19 protein-coding genes are annotated in these 17,076 nt (G+C 52.3%); 13 read left to right on the forward strand and 6 right to left on the reverse strand.

Annotated elements, in window-relative coordinates; genetic code table 11:
• Nucleotides 1-40 precede the first annotated feature (40 nt).
• Nucleotides 41-1,120: an o-succinylbenzoate synthase gene (gene menC, locus IEV97_RS09215; RefSeq protein ID WP_188501225.1), complete on the reverse strand. Its 1,080-nt coding sequence runs from the start codon at nt 1,118-1,120 to the stop codon at nt 41-43.
• Between the two features lie 147 nt (nt 1,121-1,267).
• On the opposite strand from menC, the gene egtB reads away from it, so the two are divergent.
• From egtB to IEV97_RS09235, 4 genes are all read left to right on the forward strand, one after another.
• Nucleotides 1,268-2,533, forward strand: coding sequence for an ergothioneine biosynthesis protein EgtB (gene egtB / locus IEV97_RS09220; RefSeq protein WP_188501226.1), 1,266 nt, complete (start codon nt 1,268-1,270; stop codon nt 2,531-2,533).
• Between the two features lie 4 nt (nt 2,534-2,537).
• On the forward strand, nt 2,538-3,545 hold the full coding sequence (egtD, locus tag IEV97_RS09225) for an L-histidine N(alpha)-methyltransferase (protein ID WP_188501227.1): 1,008 nt from the start codon (nt 2,538-2,540) through the stop codon (nt 3,543-3,545).
• 220 nt (nt 3,546-3,765) lie between these two features.
• Nucleotides 3,766-5,106, forward strand: a complete 1,341-nt coding sequence (locus IEV97_RS09230; protein ID WP_188501228.1) for an MATE family efflux transporter — start codon at nt 3,766-3,768, stop codon at nt 5,104-5,106.
• Nucleotides 5,107-5,178: 72 nt separating this feature from the next.
• Complete coding sequence (locus IEV97_RS09235; protein WP_188501229.1) at nt 5,179-5,766, forward strand: DUF922 domain-containing protein; 588 nt, start codon at nt 5,179-5,181, stop codon at nt 5,764-5,766.
• A gap of 71 nt (nt 5,767-5,837) precedes the next feature.
• Here the strand turns inward: IEV97_RS09235 and IEV97_RS09240 are convergent, their stop codons facing one another.
• Nucleotides 5,838-7,379 (reverse strand): FAD-dependent oxidoreductase, encoded by a 1,542-nt coding sequence (locus IEV97_RS09240; RefSeq protein WP_188501230.1) that lies wholly within the window; start codon nt 7,377-7,379, stop codon nt 5,838-5,840.
• Between the two features lie 184 nt (nt 7,380-7,563).
• On the opposite strand from IEV97_RS09240, the gene IEV97_RS09245 reads away from it, so the two are divergent.
• A complete protein-coding gene (locus IEV97_RS09245; RefSeq protein ID WP_229733878.1) occupies nt 7,564-7,920 on the forward strand; it encodes a tRNA-binding protein in 357 nt (118 codons plus the stop codon).
• Between the two features lies 1 nt (nt 7,921).
• On the opposite strand, the gene IEV97_RS09250 is transcribed toward IEV97_RS09245, so the two are convergent.
• A complete protein-coding gene (locus IEV97_RS09250; protein WP_229733879.1) occupies nt 7,922-8,332 on the reverse strand; it encodes a DUF4296 domain-containing protein in 411 nt (136 codons plus the stop codon).
• 59 nt (nt 8,333-8,391) lie between these two features.
• Between IEV97_RS09250 and IEV97_RS09255 the strand changes: the two genes are divergently transcribed.
• The 8 genes from IEV97_RS09255 to IEV97_RS09290 all read left to right on the forward strand — a co-directional run bounded on the left by IEV97_RS09255 (nt 8,392) and on the right by IEV97_RS09290 (nt 14,422).
• A complete protein-coding gene (locus IEV97_RS09255) occupies nt 8,392-9,273 on the forward strand; it encodes a DUF58 domain-containing protein (protein ID WP_188501231.1) in 882 nt (293 codons plus the stop codon).
• A gap of 22 nt (nt 9,274-9,295) precedes the next feature.
• A complete protein-coding gene (locus tag IEV97_RS09260) occupies nt 9,296-10,177 on the forward strand; it encodes a hypothetical protein (RefSeq protein ID WP_188501232.1) in 882 nt (293 codons plus the stop codon).
• A complete protein-coding gene (locus IEV97_RS09265) occupies nt 10,158-11,210 on the forward strand; it encodes a vWA domain-containing protein (protein WP_188501233.1) in 1,053 nt (350 codons plus the stop codon). Before IEV97_RS09260 ends, IEV97_RS09265 begins: the two co-directional genes overlap by 20 nt.
• 135 nt (nt 11,211-11,345) lie before the next feature.
• Entirely contained in the window at nt 11,346-12,032 is a 687-nt protein-coding gene (locus tag IEV97_RS09270) for a YggS family pyridoxal phosphate-dependent enzyme (protein ID WP_188501234.1), read from the forward strand.
• Nucleotides 12,033-12,074: 42 nt separating this feature from the next.
• On the forward strand, nt 12,075-12,530 hold the full coding sequence (locus IEV97_RS09275; RefSeq protein WP_188501235.1) for a DUF2750 domain-containing protein: 456 nt from the start codon (nt 12,075-12,077) through the stop codon (nt 12,528-12,530).
• A 110-nt stretch (nt 12,531-12,640) separates the two neighbouring features.
• Entirely contained in the window at nt 12,641-13,558 is a 918-nt protein-coding gene (locus IEV97_RS09280; RefSeq protein ID WP_188501236.1) for a glycerophosphodiester phosphodiesterase, read from the forward strand.
• Nucleotides 13,559-13,602: 44 nt separating this feature from the next.
• A complete protein-coding gene (locus IEV97_RS09285; protein ID WP_188501237.1) occupies nt 13,603-14,040 on the forward strand; it encodes a hypothetical protein in 438 nt (145 codons plus the stop codon).
• A gap of 4 nt (nt 14,041-14,044) precedes the next feature.
• Nucleotides 14,045-14,422 (forward strand): DUF423 domain-containing protein, encoded by a 378-nt coding sequence (locus tag IEV97_RS09290; protein WP_229733880.1) that lies wholly within the window; start codon nt 14,045-14,047, stop codon nt 14,420-14,422.
• A gap of 79 nt (nt 14,423-14,501) precedes the next feature.
• Here IEV97_RS09290 and IEV97_RS09295 read toward each other — a convergent pair whose 3' ends face one another.
• The 3 genes from IEV97_RS09295 to IEV97_RS09305 form a co-directional block, all read right to left on the reverse strand.
• Nucleotides 14,502-14,948 (reverse strand): DUF1573 domain-containing protein, encoded by a 447-nt coding sequence (locus tag IEV97_RS09295; RefSeq protein WP_188501238.1) that lies wholly within the window; start codon nt 14,946-14,948, stop codon nt 14,502-14,504.
• 80 nt (nt 14,949-15,028) lie between these two features.
• Nucleotides 15,029-16,435, reverse strand: coding sequence for an ATP-dependent DNA helicase (locus IEV97_RS09300; protein ID WP_188501239.1), 1,407 nt, complete (start codon nt 16,433-16,435; stop codon nt 15,029-15,031).
• 174 nt (nt 16,436-16,609) lie between these two features.
• Nucleotides 16,610-17,059 carry a PaaI family thioesterase gene (locus tag IEV97_RS09305; protein WP_188501240.1) on the reverse strand — a complete coding sequence of 150 codons (450 nt, stop codon included), beginning with the start codon at nt 17,057-17,059 and terminating at the stop codon, nt 16,610-16,612.
• Nucleotides 17,060-17,076: the final 17 nt, after the last annotated feature.

The following is a 17,076-nucleotide window of genomic DNA, read 5'->3' on the forward strand; positions in this document are numbered from 1 at the left end:
AGGTATAGGTATAGGTATAGGTATAGGTATAGGTATAGGCTTATGCCTGTTCAGGCAATTTGCCCCAATTATCACTACCATACCAAAGCCAGCCTTCTCTTATTTGCAGTGGAGAGTCGATGTTGTTATGGTATAGCTGTCCGGTGCCGAGCCCTTGTGGGATGCTGATGGCATAATTTCCCGTGAACTGACTGATCGCGTTAAGCCCGATGTTTGACTCCAGTGCCGACGTCATCCACCAGCTGATATTGCGTTCCTTCGCTTTCTCGATCCAGTCTGCGCTCGCTTGCAGCCCCCCGACCAGGGTTGGCTTCAGGATGATGTACTGCGGCTTAATAAAATCCAGTAACTCCACCTGGCGTGCTGCTTCCTGCACCCCGATCAGTTCCTCGTCCAGGGCGATCGGTATGGGGGTATAGGCACAAAGCTGTTGCATCTGCTCGGGCTGTCCCTGCCGGATGGGTTGCTCAATGGAGTGCAGGCTATACCTGGCCAGACGCTCCAGTTTGCGAAAAGCCTCGTCGGGGGCAAAAGCACCATTGGCATCCACCCTAATGGTCAGTTCCGCTGGCCCGGCAACTTCCCGGATCTGGTGCAGGATCTCAAGCTCAGTGGCAAAGTCCAGGCTGCCGATTTTCAGCTTCAGACAGGTATAGCCTTCGGACAGTTTCTTTCTGATCTGCTCCTGCATAAAGTCCTTCTCCCCCATCCAGATCAATCCGTTGATAGGTATACCTGCCTTGCCCTGGCTGAATTCGTTTGTATAAAGGACTTTTCTTCCACCTTGTTGTAGATCCAGCAGGGCCGTTTCTAGTGCAAACCGGATCGCTGGCCAGTCACGCAGATCACCAGACATAAGCATCTGCTGCAAATCGATAACCGTTAGTTGACGCTCCTTTACTTCAGCCACAATCTTCCTGAGTTTAGCTTCCAGTTCGGGACGTGAGTCAATGCTCAAGCCGGGAAGAGGCGCGCACTCTCCTATGCCAATTGTCTCCGGATCGTCAGAATCGCTGAGCTGGAGGTAGTATACCTGGTGCGTGCGCATTGCCCCGCGTGAGGTGCGGGCATCGAATTTGAACTGCAGCTGATGGGGCGTAACCGTCAATCGTAAGGACATAGTAGCGTAAAATTAGGCTTTCCAAAATCGGCTTATCGAAAACAAAGTACGTAGAAAAAGAGTTAACACGACAGTTTGAAGGTCTTTTATCCCTCGAATAACAGCATTTGACTGCTGCTAAACCGCTTCCTTAACATTAAAATACCTATGACAACGATCACTGCTTCCATCAGCCAGACCATACTTGAGCGATTCAGCCAGATCCGGGCGCAGACCGAAAAGATATGTTCCCCGCTGGAGCCCGAGGATACGGTGGTGCAGCCGATGGTTGATGTTAGTCCCCCGAAATGGCACATGGCGCATACCACCTGGTTTTTTGAGCAATTTGTGCTGGGTACCTATCTGAAAAACTATCAGGTGTATCATCCGAACTACGCCTTTCTGTTCAACTCTTACTACAACTCGGTGGGCAACCGCGTACAGCGGGCAGAGCGCAGCACCCTCACCCGGCCACCCCTGCGCGATGTCTACGCCTACCGACGACATGTCAACGAAAACATGGTCGAACTACTGCAAAAAGTAAGCGATAACCAGCTGGAAGAACTCCTGCCTGTGCTGGAACTGGGCCTGCAGCATGAACAGCAACACCAGGAACTACTCATCACCGATATCAAATACATCCTCAGTACCAATCCGCTTTTACCGGCCTACGCTAAAACGGTCGCTGACACACCATCTGCAGACCCGGGTAAACCGGAGTTTCTGGAGGTGCCCGGCGGCATTTACCGGATCGGTTTTCAGGGAGAAGGCTTTTGTTTCGACAACGAGCTGGGCGTGCACGAGGTGCTACTCTCTGATTTCAACGTCATGAACCGCCTGGTGACAAATGCCGAGTACCTGGAGTTTATGCAGGACGGCGGCTACAGCGATTTCCGTTTCTGGCTCGACGAGGGCCTGGCCATGGTGCGCAGCAACAACCTGAAGGCCCCGCTGTACTGGCTCGAGCAGGACGGTGACTGGCACTACTATACCATGCACGGGCTGGAGAAACTGGACCTGCACAAGCCTGTCAGCCATATCAGCTTTTACGAAGCACAGGCCTATGCCACCTGGGCCGGGAAGCGCCTGTTAACTGAATTTGAATGGGAAGCGGCCTCGCAGGTATACCCACCTATAACTGGCAACTTCCAGGAGTCCGGGTTGTTTGAGCCAAGGGCAGGTATACGCAGTAAAGGTATGCAGCAACTCTATGGCGACGCCTGGGAATGGACCTACAGCGCTTACCACCCCTACCCGGGTTTTACAACGGCCGCCGGGGCACTGGGCGAGTACAATGGCAAGTTTATGATCAACCAAATGGTGTTGCGTGGTGGTTCATGCGCTACACCCGAGCGCCATATCAGAACCACTTACCGTAATTTTTTCCACCCTGACAAACGCTGGCAGTTCACCGGAATTAGACTGGCGCAATAAAACGATGCTACTACAATCAACAACCAACCCATTGATTGACCTTTCACGCAAGACTAATGGCACCCAAGACCGGGCTGAGTTCGCCAAACACGTGGCGGATGGCTTAAGCCAGCACCCTAAAAAGTTGTCCTCCCGCTACTTTTATGATGCCAAGGGGAGCAAGCTTTTCCAGCAGATCATGGACTTGCCTGAGTATTACCTGACCCGCGCCGAATACAGCCTGATGCAGCGGCACCGATCAGCCATGGTCAGAGCTTTTGCGGCCGGCGGTTTCTTTCATCTCGTCGATCTGGGAGCCGGAGATGCCTTGAAAACGAAGCTGCTGTTGCAGGAACTTGAACGCCAGCAAAAGCCCTTCGATTATGTCCCCATGGACATCTCGGGATCTGCGATGCAGGAACTGAGCAAAGACCTGCAGCAGGCGCATCCGGATCTGCACGTGCAGGCGGTCGTGGCGGAGTATATCACGGGTCTGCAATGGCTCGAGCAGCACCTGACGGAGCGAAAAGTCGTGCTGTTCCTGGGTTCCAACATTGGCAACTTTGAGCGCGAAGAGGGACTCGAATTCATAAGCCAGATCAGGCGGCACCTTCAGCCGGGCGACCTGTTTCTGCTGGGGGTAGACTTAACCAAAGATCCGGATATTATTCTGGCTGCCTACAATGATGCCAGCGGCGTAACGGCTGCCTTTAACCTGAACCTGCTGGAGCGCATCAACCGGGAACTGGGGGGGAATTTCGATCTGGACGATTTCAAACATTTTGCGCTGTACGATCCGCAACTGGGCGTGATGAAGAGCTTCCTGGTTAGTCAATGTGAGCAGGAGGTATACCTGGAAGCTAACCAGGCGCGTTATTCCTTTGCTGCCTGGGAGGCGATCCATACGGAGAGTTCGCACAAATATACTTTGCCCCAAGCCACCGAAATGGGCCGCTCGGCTGGTTTTGAACTTGTCACGTCTTACCTCGACGAGAAAGGCGGCTTTGCGGACATGCTTTTTAAAGCTATCTGATCATCTTCCCTAATATTGATCATCCCGCTTATGGATACCAAGAAGATAATTTTAACCGCTGCCTTAGTGCTGCTCCCGATTCCGGCGAGAGCAATTCTGGCAAAGCTCCGTGGTGTAAAAAAAACCACTTGAGCAGATCGAAATAGCTGACTTATGCAACTTCACTTGTGCTAGGGAAAGGAAAAAAGGCTAATTTTGCAGTCCTTTTTCCTTCCCCTTTATGATTTCATTAGAATACCGAGACCACTTCCGAAAGAATTTCCTGCTGGCATACCCTGTCGTGCTAAGTCAGCTGGGACATATCATGGTCAGTGTATTCGACAGCCTGATGGTGGGGCAAATCGGAACGATACCTTTGGCGGCCGCTTCACTGGGCAATAGTATTTTCACCATCACGCTGGTATTTGGGTTGGGCGTATCCTACAGCATCACGCCTTTGATCGCGGCAGCCGACGGCCGCCGAAACTATACCCGCATCTCCCTGCTTTTGCTCAACGGATTGTTTTCCAACCTGCTGCTGGGCGTTATCTTATTCATAGCCGGGTACTTTCTCTCACCCTATATCACCTGGCTCAACCAACCCGAAGAGGTTGTCAGACAGGCCGTTCCTTACATCAACATTTTGTTCTTGTCCATGGTGCCCTTGATGGTGTTTCAGGCTTTTCGCCAGTTTGCAGAGGGGCTTTCACTTACCAAACAGGCCATGTACATTTCCATCATAGCCAATGCGCTCAACATTGTGCTCAACTACATCCTCATCTACGGAAAACTGGGATTTGAACCCATGGGACTGGTGGGTGCTGGTTGGGCCACTTTGATCTCGCGCGTCATCATGGCCCTGATGATGGGGGGCTATGTGCTTTACGGCAAACGGTTTGCCGCCTTCCACCGCTTCCTTACTTTCCGGCACCTGTCTTTTGTGCACATGTACCACATCTTCCGCCTGGGGCTTCCCATCTCCGGACAAATGGTGTTTGAGATGGGGGCCTTCAGCTTCTCGGCCATCATGATCGGGTGGCTGGGCGCGCGTGAACTGGCCGCCCACCAGATCGCCATCAACGTGGCTTCGGTCACGTACATGATGGCCAGCGGAATTGCGGCGGCTGCGACCATTCGGGTGGGTAACCAGAAAGGCCTTGGCAACTTCAGAGCCATGCAGGTAGCCGGTAACAGCAGTTTTATGATGGGGGTACTTTTCATGATTCTGAGCGGGCTGCTGATGATTGCCGGTAAAAATTTTATACCTTCCCTATACCTGGACGATCCCCTGGTGATCGAACTGGCCTCTACCCTGCTCATCATTGCCGCCCTGTTCCAGATTTCGGACGGTGTGCAGGTAGTGGGACTGGGTGCGCTCCGTGGTCTTGAGGATGTGCGTATACCTGGGCTTATCTCTCTGGTCGCCTACTGGGTGATCGGTCTGCCGGTGGGGTACATACTCTGCTTTAAGCTGGGTTTTGGTGTGCACGGTGTCTGGACTGGCCTGTTAGTGGGATTGTCAGTAGCCGCTATATTACTATTCTGGCGCTTTAAAATGCTAAGTAGCAGGCTTAGCAAATAAAATAATGCAATCGTGGCACCTATTTGTATGTGCCGCTGTTGCCCCGATAGAGACTTTTTAAACTTTTAGCCGATGTTTATCATTACTCTACTCCTAAGCCTACTGGTGGGCTTGCTATTGCCGCATGCCACCCCAGCCGGTTCGCCGGCGTCTGTTATTTATGTTCCAAACCCAGCCAACTCCGGCGTTTCTAATACTGAACAGCTGGCCTGGTCTGCTGAGCGGAAGTTGAACTGGGAGGACTTCAGGGGAACACCCGAGTCCACCAACCCGCACCACGCCCTGACGGCTGCCAACCTGGCCGTGGACGCCCGCTGCAAAGACAATAAGTTTTACTACGAGGTGAAGTGCGTGTTCCTTCCGGGAGAGTCCTGGTCGAAGAACAAAAAGTCGGAGAAGCTGCTGGCACACGAGCAACTGCATTTTGACCTCACGGAGGTGCATGCCCGCATGCTGCGCCGGGAGTTGAAGGAACTTGGGATGTCTTGCGGCAACCTGAAGACCAACCTGAACACCACGGTCGGTAACGCATTCAAAGCCTGGAAAGCGGAGCAGGATCAATTCGATAAAGCGTCCCGCCATGGGTTGGATGCAGAGGTACAGCAGGACTGGGATAACCGAATAACACAGCGCCTGAGGGAACTGGACGCCTGGAAATAAGATCTGATCAAAAAAAGCCCTGCATTACGGAAACGCAAAGCAGGGCTTTTTTTTAAGTTTTATTTAGGCTATTACTCAGCAGGGCCAAGGTCTTTGGAAGCCGGACCCGTAATCACCTTTCCGAATGGGTCAAAACGGGAGCCGTGGCAGGGACAATCCCAGGAACTTTCCACTTCGTTCCAGTGCACCACGCAACCCAGGTGCGTACACACCGCCGAACACTCGTGCCGCACCCCGTCCTGATCGCAGTACACCGCCACTTTGCTCATCCCTTTGCGCATGATCTTGCCTGTTCCAGGCATCACTTCCATCGGATCTTTCACCTCTCCGGGTGTCACGAAATCTTTGAACTGGGCGGCTACGTTGATGTTCTCCTTTAAAAACTCCCCTACCGATTTGCTATTCTTACGGCCTGGGTCATAGAGTTTTTCCCATGGGTTCGGCCTTCCCTGTATCAGGTCGGTGATCAGCATACCGGCAATGGTGCTGTTTGTCATGCCATGGCCTGAGTCACCGGTGGCGATGTACACATTCTCGGAATCACCCGGATTGCGGCCTATAAAGCCAAGGCCGTCCACAGGTTCCAGCACCTGGCCTGACCAGCGGTAGACCACTTCTTTGGCCATCGGAAAGTGCTTGCGCGTCCAGCGCTCAAGGGCTTCGAATCGCTCACTCAGATGATCGCCCTGCCCTGTCTTGTGGTCCTCGCCCCCTACGATCAGCAGGTCCAGGTCGTCTGCGTTTTCCCCGCCTGTTTTGCCTTTCAGCAACCGCACGTAGTGATAAGGATCTTCCATGTCCCAGTAAAGCGCATCCGGCACCTCGCCCTGCCGCACCGCAAGCCCGATGGCGTAGGTGCGGTAAGGAGCCTGTTTCGTGTGCATCGTCACCAGGTCGTTGATCGGCGTGTTGGTGGTCACGACCAGGTGGTTAGCTGCTACGGCATGTCCCTCTTTCGAAACAGCCGACACAACCGGGCCTGTCTCAAAGCGCTCCACCTTCGTTTTGGTATAAATGCGGCCACTTGCTTGGATAAAGGCGTTTGCCAGCGCAGAAACGTATTTCAGGACGTGAAAATGCGCCTGGTTGGGGTATTGCAGACAAGGAAACTCCGTCAGGGTGTTCAGCGGGCTGTGCTTGCGGAGCACCACGTCCATCCAGCCGATCTTCTGCAGCGCCTCTAGTTCCTTCATCAGGTCATCCTGCTGCTTGTTGTCGGTGGCGAACAGATAACCGTCTACCCGGGTAAAATCGCAGTCAATTTTTTCATCTTTGATGATCTCTTCGATCTTGTCGATTGCCTTCCCGTGGCTTTGGGCAGCCAGGCGGGCGCCGTCCTCCCCATGAAGGCGGATCAGTTCGTCGAAGCGCTCATCCAGTGCATTGGACAAGTGGGCCGTCGTGCGGCTTGTTTCGCCACCGCCTATTTCCTTGGCTTCCAGCAACACCACGTTGCGCCCTTCCTTGGCCAGCAGGTAGGCCGTGGTAACTCCTGCTATACCTGCCCCGACAACGCATACATCACATCGGATGTTGTCCTGTAGGGGGCTCGTAACAGGCATCGTTATATTCTCCACCCACACGGGTAAACTAGCTCCGGATTCTCTTTTCATAGTTTTATTGGTTATGCAATTGCTTCGACAAACTTACACTTTCAGTATTTTTAACAGTAAGAAAGTCAGTTGCCTAGGATACGCGGGTATAAGCCTAATGTTACCCAAGAGGCCAACAGGGGGGCTTCACGTACCTTATTTTAAAGCAGAATCCTTAACTTGGGAGAGAAAGACAGAAATAAACATGCATACTCCCGCAGAAGCCATGCCGACCATCTCATGGCAACATTTTGAACAGACAGACATACGCGTGGGCACCATCGTGGAAGCCACCGAATTTCCGGAAGCGCGCAAACCGGCTTATAAACTGCTCGTCGACCTGGGTACACTGGGCTTGAAAAGATCGAGCGCTCAGATCACGAAACATTATACCCTGGATGAGCTGCCCGGGAAGCAGGTGCTGTGTGTGACCAACCTGGGCAACAAACAGATCGGGAAATACATGTCGGAGGTGCTGGTGACAGGTTTTGCCGACGAGAACGGTGATATTGTGCTGGCGCAACCGGCCGGCCCCGTGCCAAATGGCAGCAAGCTGATCTAGGCTAATAAGCCTGCTTCATACCTTCCAGTATTGGCACCGGCGGTTGTCTCGGAGCAGCGTTTGTCGTATCGGTGGCACGCAGTTTGGCCTCCCGCACGCTCAGCGTGTCCAGAATGATCTCGTAGAGTTTGTCCATCTGCGCCAGGTTGCTCAGGTAGTAGCGGTAGGTCCTGCGAAAGTCTTCCTGTGTCACCCCATGCTCCGCCAGGATCTGCTGCTGCTCTTTATTGAAAACCATCAGCGCCGTATCCGGGTACAGGACGTGCGTTTCGATGCGCGATTCAGCGATATGCACATCCGCCAGTATCTGCACCATCTTGTTTTCTGGCAGTAGATCAGCGGGTCGCTTTTCAGGACTTTGGCCGCAGCCAGCCAGCACGGCAAAGGAAAGTAGGTATAAAATTCGTTTCACGAATGTAATATTACGGGAATATGTCCTAATTTTAAAATCTGAGGCAAAGCCCCTACCCTATGAAGGAACTTGTTCAAAAGCTGCGCAAGTACGAGATACGCATTCGCAAAGCCATCAACACCCAAATGCAGGGCGACTTCCACTCCGTTTTTAAAGGCACGGGGCTGGAGTTTGATGACGTGCGCGCCTACCAGTACGGCGACGACGTGCGCTCGATCGACTGGCACGTTTCGGCCAAAGGGCAGGGCACCTACGTGAAAACCTACCGGGAGGAAAAAGAACAGTCCGTATTTCTGCTACTGGATGTAAGCGCCTCCCAAACCGTGGGAACAGGCCGCCAGCACAAACTGGATGTGGGCAAGGAGATCTGCGGCGTACTCGCCCTCGCCGCCGCCCGCCAGCAGAGCCAGATCGGGATCATCTGCTTCAGCGATCAGAAAGAAAGATACATCAAACCTGCCAAAGGAATCGAGCAGGCCTATACCTTGATTAAGGCACTGAAAGAACTGAAGCCTAAATCGGTGAAGACCAACCTCGCCGCCGGCATCAAACTGACGCTCGACATTGTCAAGCGCCGCAGCATTATCCTGCTGATCTCCGACTTTATAGACGTGAACTACGAAAGAGAGCTGGCTATGCTGGCCAAGCGCCATGACCTGATCGTGATTCAGCTGCTCGACCTGCGTGAGCGCAACATGCCGAGTCTGGGCATTGTGCCGGTGGTTGATAAAGAAACGGGGAAAACGATCTGGCTCAACACCTCAGGGGCAGAATTCAAGGAGCATTATTTCGCCCAGTACAAACAGAACCAGGACCGTGTGATCCGGATCTGCCAGAAATACCAGGCCAACTACCTGGCCATTCAGGCCAACGAAGACTATGTCATGCAGTTGGTGAACCTCTTCCGCCTCCGTAACCGAACGTCCAAGAAAAGTGCGTAAAACTCTGCTTATATTCTTTTGCTTGATTTCCATTGGCACGCAGGCGCAGCAGTTGCTTCCGCCTGACGGTGGCTTCAGCAAAGACTCGGTATATATCGGGGAGCTCGTGCGCTATACCCTGGTACACCGGCACCCGGCGGCGCAGGAAGTCATCCTGCCCGACTCGAGCTACAATTTCGCCCCCTTCGAACTGGTACGGCAGGAATACTACCCAACCAACACCCGCGCGGGCATCAGTACGGACAGCACCGTCTATACCTTGCGCACCTTCGACACTTCGCCTGTGCAGTCGCTTGAACTGCCGGCCATCGTGCTGCAGGGCAAGGATACGCTGCAGGTCGTGTCACCTAAGCGGTCGGTGGTGTTGCGTCAGCTGGTGCAGGACGTCTCTACGTCCCTTCAACTACGCACACAGACCACATTAGCACAGGTGGAAGAACGTTTCGACTGGCCAATCCTGCTACTCTGGATCGTCACCATAGCCGCGTTTATAACGCTGGTGTGGCTGGTGTTCGGGCAGACGATCAAGATCAAATACCAGCTTTACCGCCTTCGCAAAGACCACCTGTACTTCAACTCCAGGTATAACTCGCACGTGGACCGCTTCGTGAAAACGGGTGTGCCCACCAGCATGGAAAAAGCCGTGGCGCTCTGGAAAAACTACCTCACCAAACTGGAGCGGAGCGCGATCAACTCCTTCACCACAAAAGAGATCGTGGAGTACTACAACGATGACGAGCAGGTGAACGTGGCGCTGCGCCTTTGCGACAAAGCCATTTACGGCAACGTGACGGCCGAGCCCGATCAGGAAACAAACCAGGCCTTGAGCATGCTGCGTCGTTTCGCCCGCAGCCGCTATAAGACACATCGTGAAATAACCGGAAATGCCAGGAATAAGCAATGACATGCTGGACTGGCTGAGCCTGGAGTGGTTTAGCCTGAGCACAATGCGCTCCTTCGACTGGGTGTACCCGCTGGTGCTGTATGCCCTGCCGGTCGTGCCCCTCCTGTTCATGATCAAGGGCCTGCTCCGCCTTAAGTCGCGCAGCAAACTCGACATGGCCATGTTCGAGGGCACCGTACGATGGCAATGGTCGAGCCTGCTCCGCTTTGTACCGGAAGTGGTTTTCATGCTTTTTGTGATGCTCGTGCTACTAGCCCTGGCCCGACCGCAGCGTATAAACGAACAAGTGGAGCAAACGGCCGAAGGTATAGATATTGTGCTGGTCATGGACGTGTCGGGTTCTATGGAGCTGCAGGACATCAAACCCAATCGCCTGGAGGCAGCCAAAGACGTGGCCATCAATTTCATAAACGGCCGTGTGGCCGACCGCATCGGCGTAGTGGTCTTTGCCGGCGATGCCTACTCCCTGGCCCCGCTCACCACCGATTACGAACTGCTGCGCGAGAGCATCCGCTCCATCGAAAACGGGATGATCCCGAATGACGGCACGGCCATTGGCAGCGCCCTGGCCGTGGCCATCAACCGCATGCGCGACTCCAATGCCAAGTCAAAGGTAGCCATCCTGATCAGTGACGGCGAGAACACAGCTGGCAGCCTGGATCCGCACATGGCTGCCCGGCTGGCCTATGCCCACCAGATCAAGGTATACACAATCGGTATCGGAAAAGACGGCCTGGTGCCTTACGACGTGGATGCCGATGGCAAAACCTTGTTAGTCGAAACGCAGTTAGACGAAAAAAGTCTGCGTGAAATATCGGAGACGGGCGATGGCAAGTTTTTCAGGGCCGACTCACGCGACGGCTTGCAGGAGGTTTTCCAGAACATCAACCAATACGAAAAAACCGAGGTACGGGAAAAACGCTTCCGTGACACCTACGACTACTATCAGGTATACCTGAAATGGGCACTGCTGTTGCTGCTGGTTTGGATGCTGCTGAAAAACACCTTCATGACCAATGTGCTGGAAGACTAGGAAGTTAGAAAGTTAGAAAGGTTGGAAGTTAGAAAGACGAGGCAAGGTATAGCTGTTGCTTTAAACCTATGCCTGCATTAACCTATACCTGCTTTGCAGAAGTGCACAAATTACGTAGAACACAAACATAAAACTATGTCTGACATTGCCGATAATATCCATTTTTTTGATGAGAAGCTGCGTGGCACTCCCTGTCGCCTGGTAGCTGTTTCCAAAACGCATTCTCCCGAAAAAATCATGGAAGCCTATGATGCAGGGCATCGTATTTTTGGAGAGAACAAGGTGCAGGAACTGCTGGAAAAACGGGACAAATTGCCACACGACATTGCCTGGCACCTGATCGGGCACCTGCAGACCAATAAAGTAAAACAAATCGCTCAGTTCATTGACACCATCCAGTCGGTAGACAGCCTGAAACTGCTGGTGGAGATCAACAAAAGAGCCGAGCAGTTTAACCGGACTTTGCCCGTAAACTGCATGCTGCAGTTCGACATTGCCGACGAGGAAACCAAATACGGCATGTCCTATGACGAGGCTGTTGCACTGCTGCAGAGTGATGAGTACCGCAACATGCACTTTATCCGTATTACGGGTGTGATGGGCATCGCCACCAACACCGATGACCAGGAAAAACTTCGGGGTGAATTCAGAACCCTGAGAGGCTACTTCGAAAAGCTGAAAGAGACATTCTTTGCCGGCAACGAAGACTTCAAGGAGATCTCGATGGGCATGACTTCTGATTGGGAACTTGCTGTAGCTGAAGGAAGTACCCTGATACGCGTAGGCAGCGGCATATTTGGTGCCCGCAATTACAACAAATAATCATACCTTACACCATCTTTTCACGCTAAACCAACCATCACCATGCAAGAAAATACCAACGAGAACATGGAAGCCAATTACAGAAAATTTATCCAGCGCATCGTCGACTCCGAAAGCGTTTGGGGCCTGACACACGACGAAACCTGGGCTACTTCCAGTTCTGCTGAGTTTGAGGACGCTGAGGTGATCCTGTTCTGGTCCGACGCAGCCGGTGCCAAAGCCTGTGCCGAAGATGACTGGAAGGATTACACGCCGGAATCCATCACACTGGTTGAGTTTTTGGAGAACTGGTGCGTGGGTATGTACGGTGACCAACTGCTGCTCGGATCGGATTGGGATGCCAGCCTGGTTGGCCGCGAAATGGAACCGCTGGTAGTGGCCCTGGATGTATTGCAAGAATTGAAGCATAAAGGCAAAACCCTGGAATTTACGCAGTACGACAGCCAGGATGAATTTGAAGAGCAGGTGATCGAAGCGCTGGAAGGCGAAGACGAGTAAGCTGCTGCAGAAACAGGCCGGAGGGCAGGTATAAGAATTAACGATTTCTTAACAGGGATAAGGTATAGCCTTGCCTTCCGATTCGCCTATTTTGCTGTCAAATGATTCGCATGCACAAGTTCCTGCTATTTGCCTCGCTCCTATACCTGATAAGTTCCTGCACCATGCCCGCACGACAAGGCGCTATACCTGACAATACTGCCCGGTACCTGCCCGCTTTCGATCTGGAGGGCCACCGCGGTGCCCGCGGACTGATGCCGGAGAACACCATTCCGGCCATGATCCGGGCACTGGACCTGGGCGTGACCACCCTGGAGATGGACACACACATTACCAAAGACAGGCGGGTAGTGCTGTCCCATGACCCGTACATCAACCACGAGCACGACCTCCAGCCCGACGGAAGCGAAATACCCGCTGCTGACAAGCATAAGTACGTGCTCTACCAAATGGACTATGCCACCATCAAGTCGTTCGATGCGGGCTCTAAATTCTACGACAAGTTTCCGCAGCAGGAGAAGCTTCCTGCTTACAAACCCCTCCTCTCCGACCTGATTGACTCCGTGCAGACCTACCTGCAGCAGAACGAGCTACCGCAGGTATACTATAACATCGAAACAAAGTCAAAGCCAAGTGGCGACGGAAAGCTGCACCCCGCTCCGGATGAGTTTGTGGACTTGCTGATGGAGGTGATCGAAGCGAAAGGTATAGCCGAATGGGTGATCATCCAGTCGTTTGATGTGCGTACGCTTCAGGTCCTGCACCGGCGCTATCCGCATATCAAAACTTCCCTGCTGGTTGAAAACGTGAAAGGACTGAACAAGAACCTGGAGGCACTGGGCTTTCTACCTGACATCTACAGCCCCTACTATCGGCTCGTCACGCCCAAACTGATCAAAGATTGCCACGAAAAAGGCATGAAGGTGGTCCCCTGGACTATCAACGAGTTGCAGGAGATGAAGCGACTGAAAGAGATGGGTGTGGACGGATTGATTTCGGATTACCCGAACCTGTACCGTGAATTATGAAATGGAGAATAAAGTCGGTAATTTGCTCCTGCTAATAACCATTCATGTTAAAGCTCACAACCAGGATTGACAGCAAGCTGATCCTTGCCCTTCAGATCATAACCGGTGTCTACCTTGCTTTGATTTTCCTATTGCAAGGCGTCATTTACAAACTGGTCCATCTCAGGTTCGGCATTCTTATCGAAAATGACTCCCCGTTCCTCACCTTCCTGGTTTTTTACCTCCTGACGGCTCCTTTAGCGATCATCACAAGTAATCTACTGAATAAAAAGCGATTGCAATACGATACGGCTTTGCAGGCAGGTATGATCGCAAACTATACCTTCGTATTGATGTTGGTCTCTTTGCTTTTGTTTGCTCCTGATATATCTATTTTTGCCATTATAGGGGCAATGTTTTTTGCGAGCATCTTTGGTTTTGCTTGGTCAGCGCTCTCAGCTGTCCTTTATGAAAAAATTCTGCTACTTAAAATAAAAATCTAAACTCATGACTCAAAAAGCCATACTCTTAATAGCAAGTGCCCTGGGCGCACTTAGTGTGATGATCGGTGCCTTCGGGGCACATGCCCTGGCGCCCATGCTGCGTGCGACCAACCGTGTCGAGACGTTTGAGACCGCTGTGAAATACCAGATGTACCATACCCTGGCCCTGCTGGCGGTGGGACTGCTGCTGTTCAAAGTGGAGCATCCGGCCCTGCAGATAGCCGCCTGGGCTTTCCTGATCGGCATCATCATCTTCTCAGGCTCCCTCTATACCTTGATCCTGACAGGTGTGACGTGGATGGGTGCCATCACCCCGATCGGTGGAACAGCCATGATCGTAGGCTGGGCTGCTTTGTTCTATGCTATCCTGAAAGCGCTTTAAGGTTTAGAAAATAAAAAAAAAGAGAAAGGCTCCCGGTTATCTGCCGGAAGCCTTTCTCTTTTTATATAGGTATAGCTGCTTACTGCGCTTTGGCAGCAGACGCTGGCTTCTCATTGATGTTGGTGACAATGTAAACGTATGTCGGTTCTCCTGTGTTGGAGTGGATCGTAATAGCTTTCTTCTGCTGTCCCATGCGACCGGCGCTGTTATACTTGGCTTTCACAAAACCTGTCTTGCCCGGCATCACAGCCTCTTTGGTCCAGTCAGGTGAGGTGCAACCACAGGTGACGTCTACGCGGTCGATGATGAGCGGCTGCGTACCCGTGTTCGTAAAGGTGAAGGTATGCTCCACCACATCGCCCTGGGTGATCTCTCCGAAGTTGTGCTCGGTCGAATCAAACGTGATGGCTGGACCTGATTTGGCTTGTGCCTGCGGAGCCGCGGATTGCTTGGTTGGGCCTTGCTGCGCTACGGCACCACCGGCTACCAGTGCTGCCATTGCAAAAGACAGGATTAACTTTTTCATACGATATAAAGGGTTTAGCTATTGCTGTTACGATTTGTCTGTTGTTAAGTTCTAACGTTTTGGCAGACCATCCAAATATATCAGTCAACCAATAGTTGCTTGCTAAAGTTCAGCAAATATAGCTCTTCCGACGAACGGGTGAGCGCTGTATAAAGCCAACGCGCGAATTCCTCGTTTACCATGTCATCCTTCAAAAATCCTTGATCCACAAATACGGCTTTCCACTGTCCGCCCTGCGCCTTATGGCAGGTTAGGGCATAGGCAAACTTCACTTGCAGCGCATTCAGATAAGGGTTTTGCTTCATTTCTTTGGAGCGCTCCCTTTTGTTTTTGATGTCTGCGTAATCCTGCAGCACCGCGTCGTACAGCTTCTTGTTTTGGTCAGCTGGCAAGGCGGGCGCATCGGTATACAGGGTGTCGAGCATGATCTTCACTTCCAGCTCTTCCTCCTCCGGATAGTCAACGAATCGCACGCGCACATCGGCAAAGCGCATGTCGTACATGTCCTCATACCGGATGATCTTGGTGATCTCCACAAAGTCGCCGTTGGCCATAAAGCCGATGTTAGATTCTTTCGGCAGCCAGAAATAGTTGTTGCGCACGATCATCAGGTAATCCCCCACGCCTATTTCGTCCTCCGAGAAAAAGATCTGTCGCCGGATGTGCTGGTTGTAGAGGTTGGCGGACTTGTTGGAGCGGCAGATCACGATGGAGTTCTCGACCCCAAACTTATCATACGCGTAGCGCAGGCCGTCTTCGAGCTTTTCACCCGTCATTCGGTAAATGTCGCGCCAGCCTTTGGTGTGCAGTTTTATCTCAGGTTTATCGCTTAGCAATTGATCACGCAGCTGCGTGGCGTTCATGAGTATACCGGAGGCTTCTGCCTGTCGCATCACCTGGCGCAGTTCCAACTCGTGTACCTGGCAGCGGAAGTTCTGCTTCAGATAATCCGCGTTAAGTGCCGGACTCAGGGCCTGGTTAACCGGCGGCAACTGGGCCGTATCACCGATCAGCAGCAGTTTGTTGCTTTTGTTTTCAAACACATAGCCCATCAGGTCCCGTAGCAAACCATTTTGCCCAAAGCCACTGTCATCCGAGATCATGGAGGACTCGTCTACGATGTAAAACGTCTTGTCCGCTTTGTTGGGCATGCGGGTGAAGGCCAGTCCTTCGGAATAAGGGTTAGCCGTTTGCCGGTATATCTTTTTGTGGATGGTAAATGCTTTGCGGCCGCTGTACGAGGCCATCACCTTGGCAGCGCGGCCTGTCGGGGCCAGCAACACATACTTATACCCAAAGGTGCGGAGAATCTTCACCAGCGAGGTAACGACCGTGGTCTTACCTGTGCCCGCATAGCCTTTAAGCAAAAACACCGATTTTTCAGCTTCGGTGTCCATTATAAATTCGTCAAGCCTGGCAAAAAGCCGTGCCTGGTCCTGGGTAGGCTCAAACGGAAAACTTGTTCTAAGTGCCTCTACTGGACGCATATTTTAAGTTAGAAAGTTAGAAAATTAGAAAGGGAGAAAATTAAATAAGTTTGAAAGGTTAGGAATTTGAGAGAACGTCTGTAAGTAACCATTAAGTAACAATAGACGGTGTAATGACATTCAGGCCTGAAAGCTATAATCAGCAACATTCTACCTTTCTAACTTCCGAACTTTTTACCTTTTAAGCTCCTCGGGTGCGATGTTGGCCATGGAGGCGCTGGCTTTGGCGATCAGGAGCGGTTCCTGGCTTCCTTTTACCACGTATACCTCGGCCTCACAGAAATTAAGTTTGCGCCCCTGCTTCAGCACGTAGCCTTTGGCGAGCAGTTTGTCACCCACACCCGGATGGAAGTAGGACACCTTGATCTCGGCCGTGACCACATGGTGGCCCTTCGGCACCAGGCTCACGGCGGCAAAGCCCGCCACAATATCGGCCAGTGTCGCGATGACACCGCCGTGCGCGAAGCCTTTGTGCTGCTTGTGCTTCTGCTCCAACAGCAGCTCACCCTCTACCCTGCCCACTTCTATTTTAGTCACTTCAAAGCCCATGAGCTTCATAAATTCCTGGCGCTCCAGTTTTTCTTTTATATCTGCCCGAAAATCGGGGTTATAGCTCTGAATCATATTTCGTAAATTTACCA

This window comes from Pontibacter amylolyticus, assembly GCF_014638845.1.
GTDB lineage: Bacteria > Bacteroidota > Bacteroidia > Cytophagales > Hymenobacteraceae > Pontibacter > Pontibacter amylolyticus.

Coding starts and splice junctions, on each gene's coding strand:
- IEV97_RS09305 (WP_188501240.1), bottom strand. CDS start 17,059: ATGATTCAGAGCTATAACCCCGATTTTCGGGCAGATATAAAAGAAAAA.
- egtB (WP_188501226.1), top strand. CDS start 1,268: ATGACAACGATCACTGCTTCCATCAGCCAGACCATACTTGAGCGATTC.
- IEV97_RS09285 (WP_188501237.1), top strand. CDS start 13,603: ATGTTAAAGCTCACAACCAGGATTGACAGCAAGCTGATCCTTGCCCTT.
- IEV97_RS09255 (WP_188501231.1), top strand. CDS start 8,392: ATGAAGGAACTTGTTCAAAAGCTGCGCAAGTACGAGATACGCATTCGC.
- IEV97_RS09280 (WP_188501236.1), top strand. CDS start 12,641: ATGCACAAGTTCCTGCTATTTGCCTCGCTCCTATACCTGATAAGTTCC.
- IEV97_RS09270 (WP_188501234.1), top strand. CDS start 11,346: ATGTCTGACATTGCCGATAATATCCATTTTTTTGATGAGAAGCTGCGT.
- IEV97_RS09245 (WP_229733878.1), top strand. CDS start 7,564: ATGCATACTCCCGCAGAAGCCATGCCGACCATCTCATGGCAACATTTT.
- IEV97_RS09230 (WP_188501228.1), top strand. CDS start 3,766: ATGATTTCATTAGAATACCGAGACCACTTCCGAAAGAATTTCCTGCTG.
- egtD (WP_188501227.1), top strand. CDS start 2,538: ATGCTACTACAATCAACAACCAACCCATTGATTGACCTTTCACGCAAG.
- IEV97_RS09265 (WP_188501233.1), top strand. CDS start 10,158: ATGCCAGGAATAAGCAATGACATGCTGGACTGGCTGAGCCTGGAGTGG.
- IEV97_RS09275 (WP_188501235.1), top strand. CDS start 12,075: ATGCAAGAAAATACCAACGAGAACATGGAAGCCAATTACAGAAAATTT.
- IEV97_RS09295 (WP_188501238.1), bottom strand. CDS start 14,948: ATGAAAAAGTTAATCCTGTCTTTTGCAATGGCAGCACTGGTAGCCGGT.
- IEV97_RS09290 (WP_229733880.1), top strand. CDS start 14,045: ATGACTCAAAAAGCCATACTCTTAATAGCAAGTGCCCTGGGCGCACTT.
- IEV97_RS09235 (WP_188501229.1), top strand. CDS start 5,179: ATGTTTATCATTACTCTACTCCTAAGCCTACTGGTGGGCTTGCTATTG.
- IEV97_RS09240 (WP_188501230.1), bottom strand. CDS start 7,379: ATGAAAAGAGAATCCGGAGCTAGTTTACCCGTGTGGGTGGAGAATATA.
- menC (WP_188501225.1), bottom strand. CDS start 1,120: ATGTCCTTACGATTGACGGTTACGCCCCATCAGCTGCAGTTCAAATTC.
- IEV97_RS09300 (WP_188501239.1), bottom strand. CDS start 16,435: ATGCGTCCAGTAGAGGCACTTAGAACAAGTTTTCCGTTTGAGCCTACC.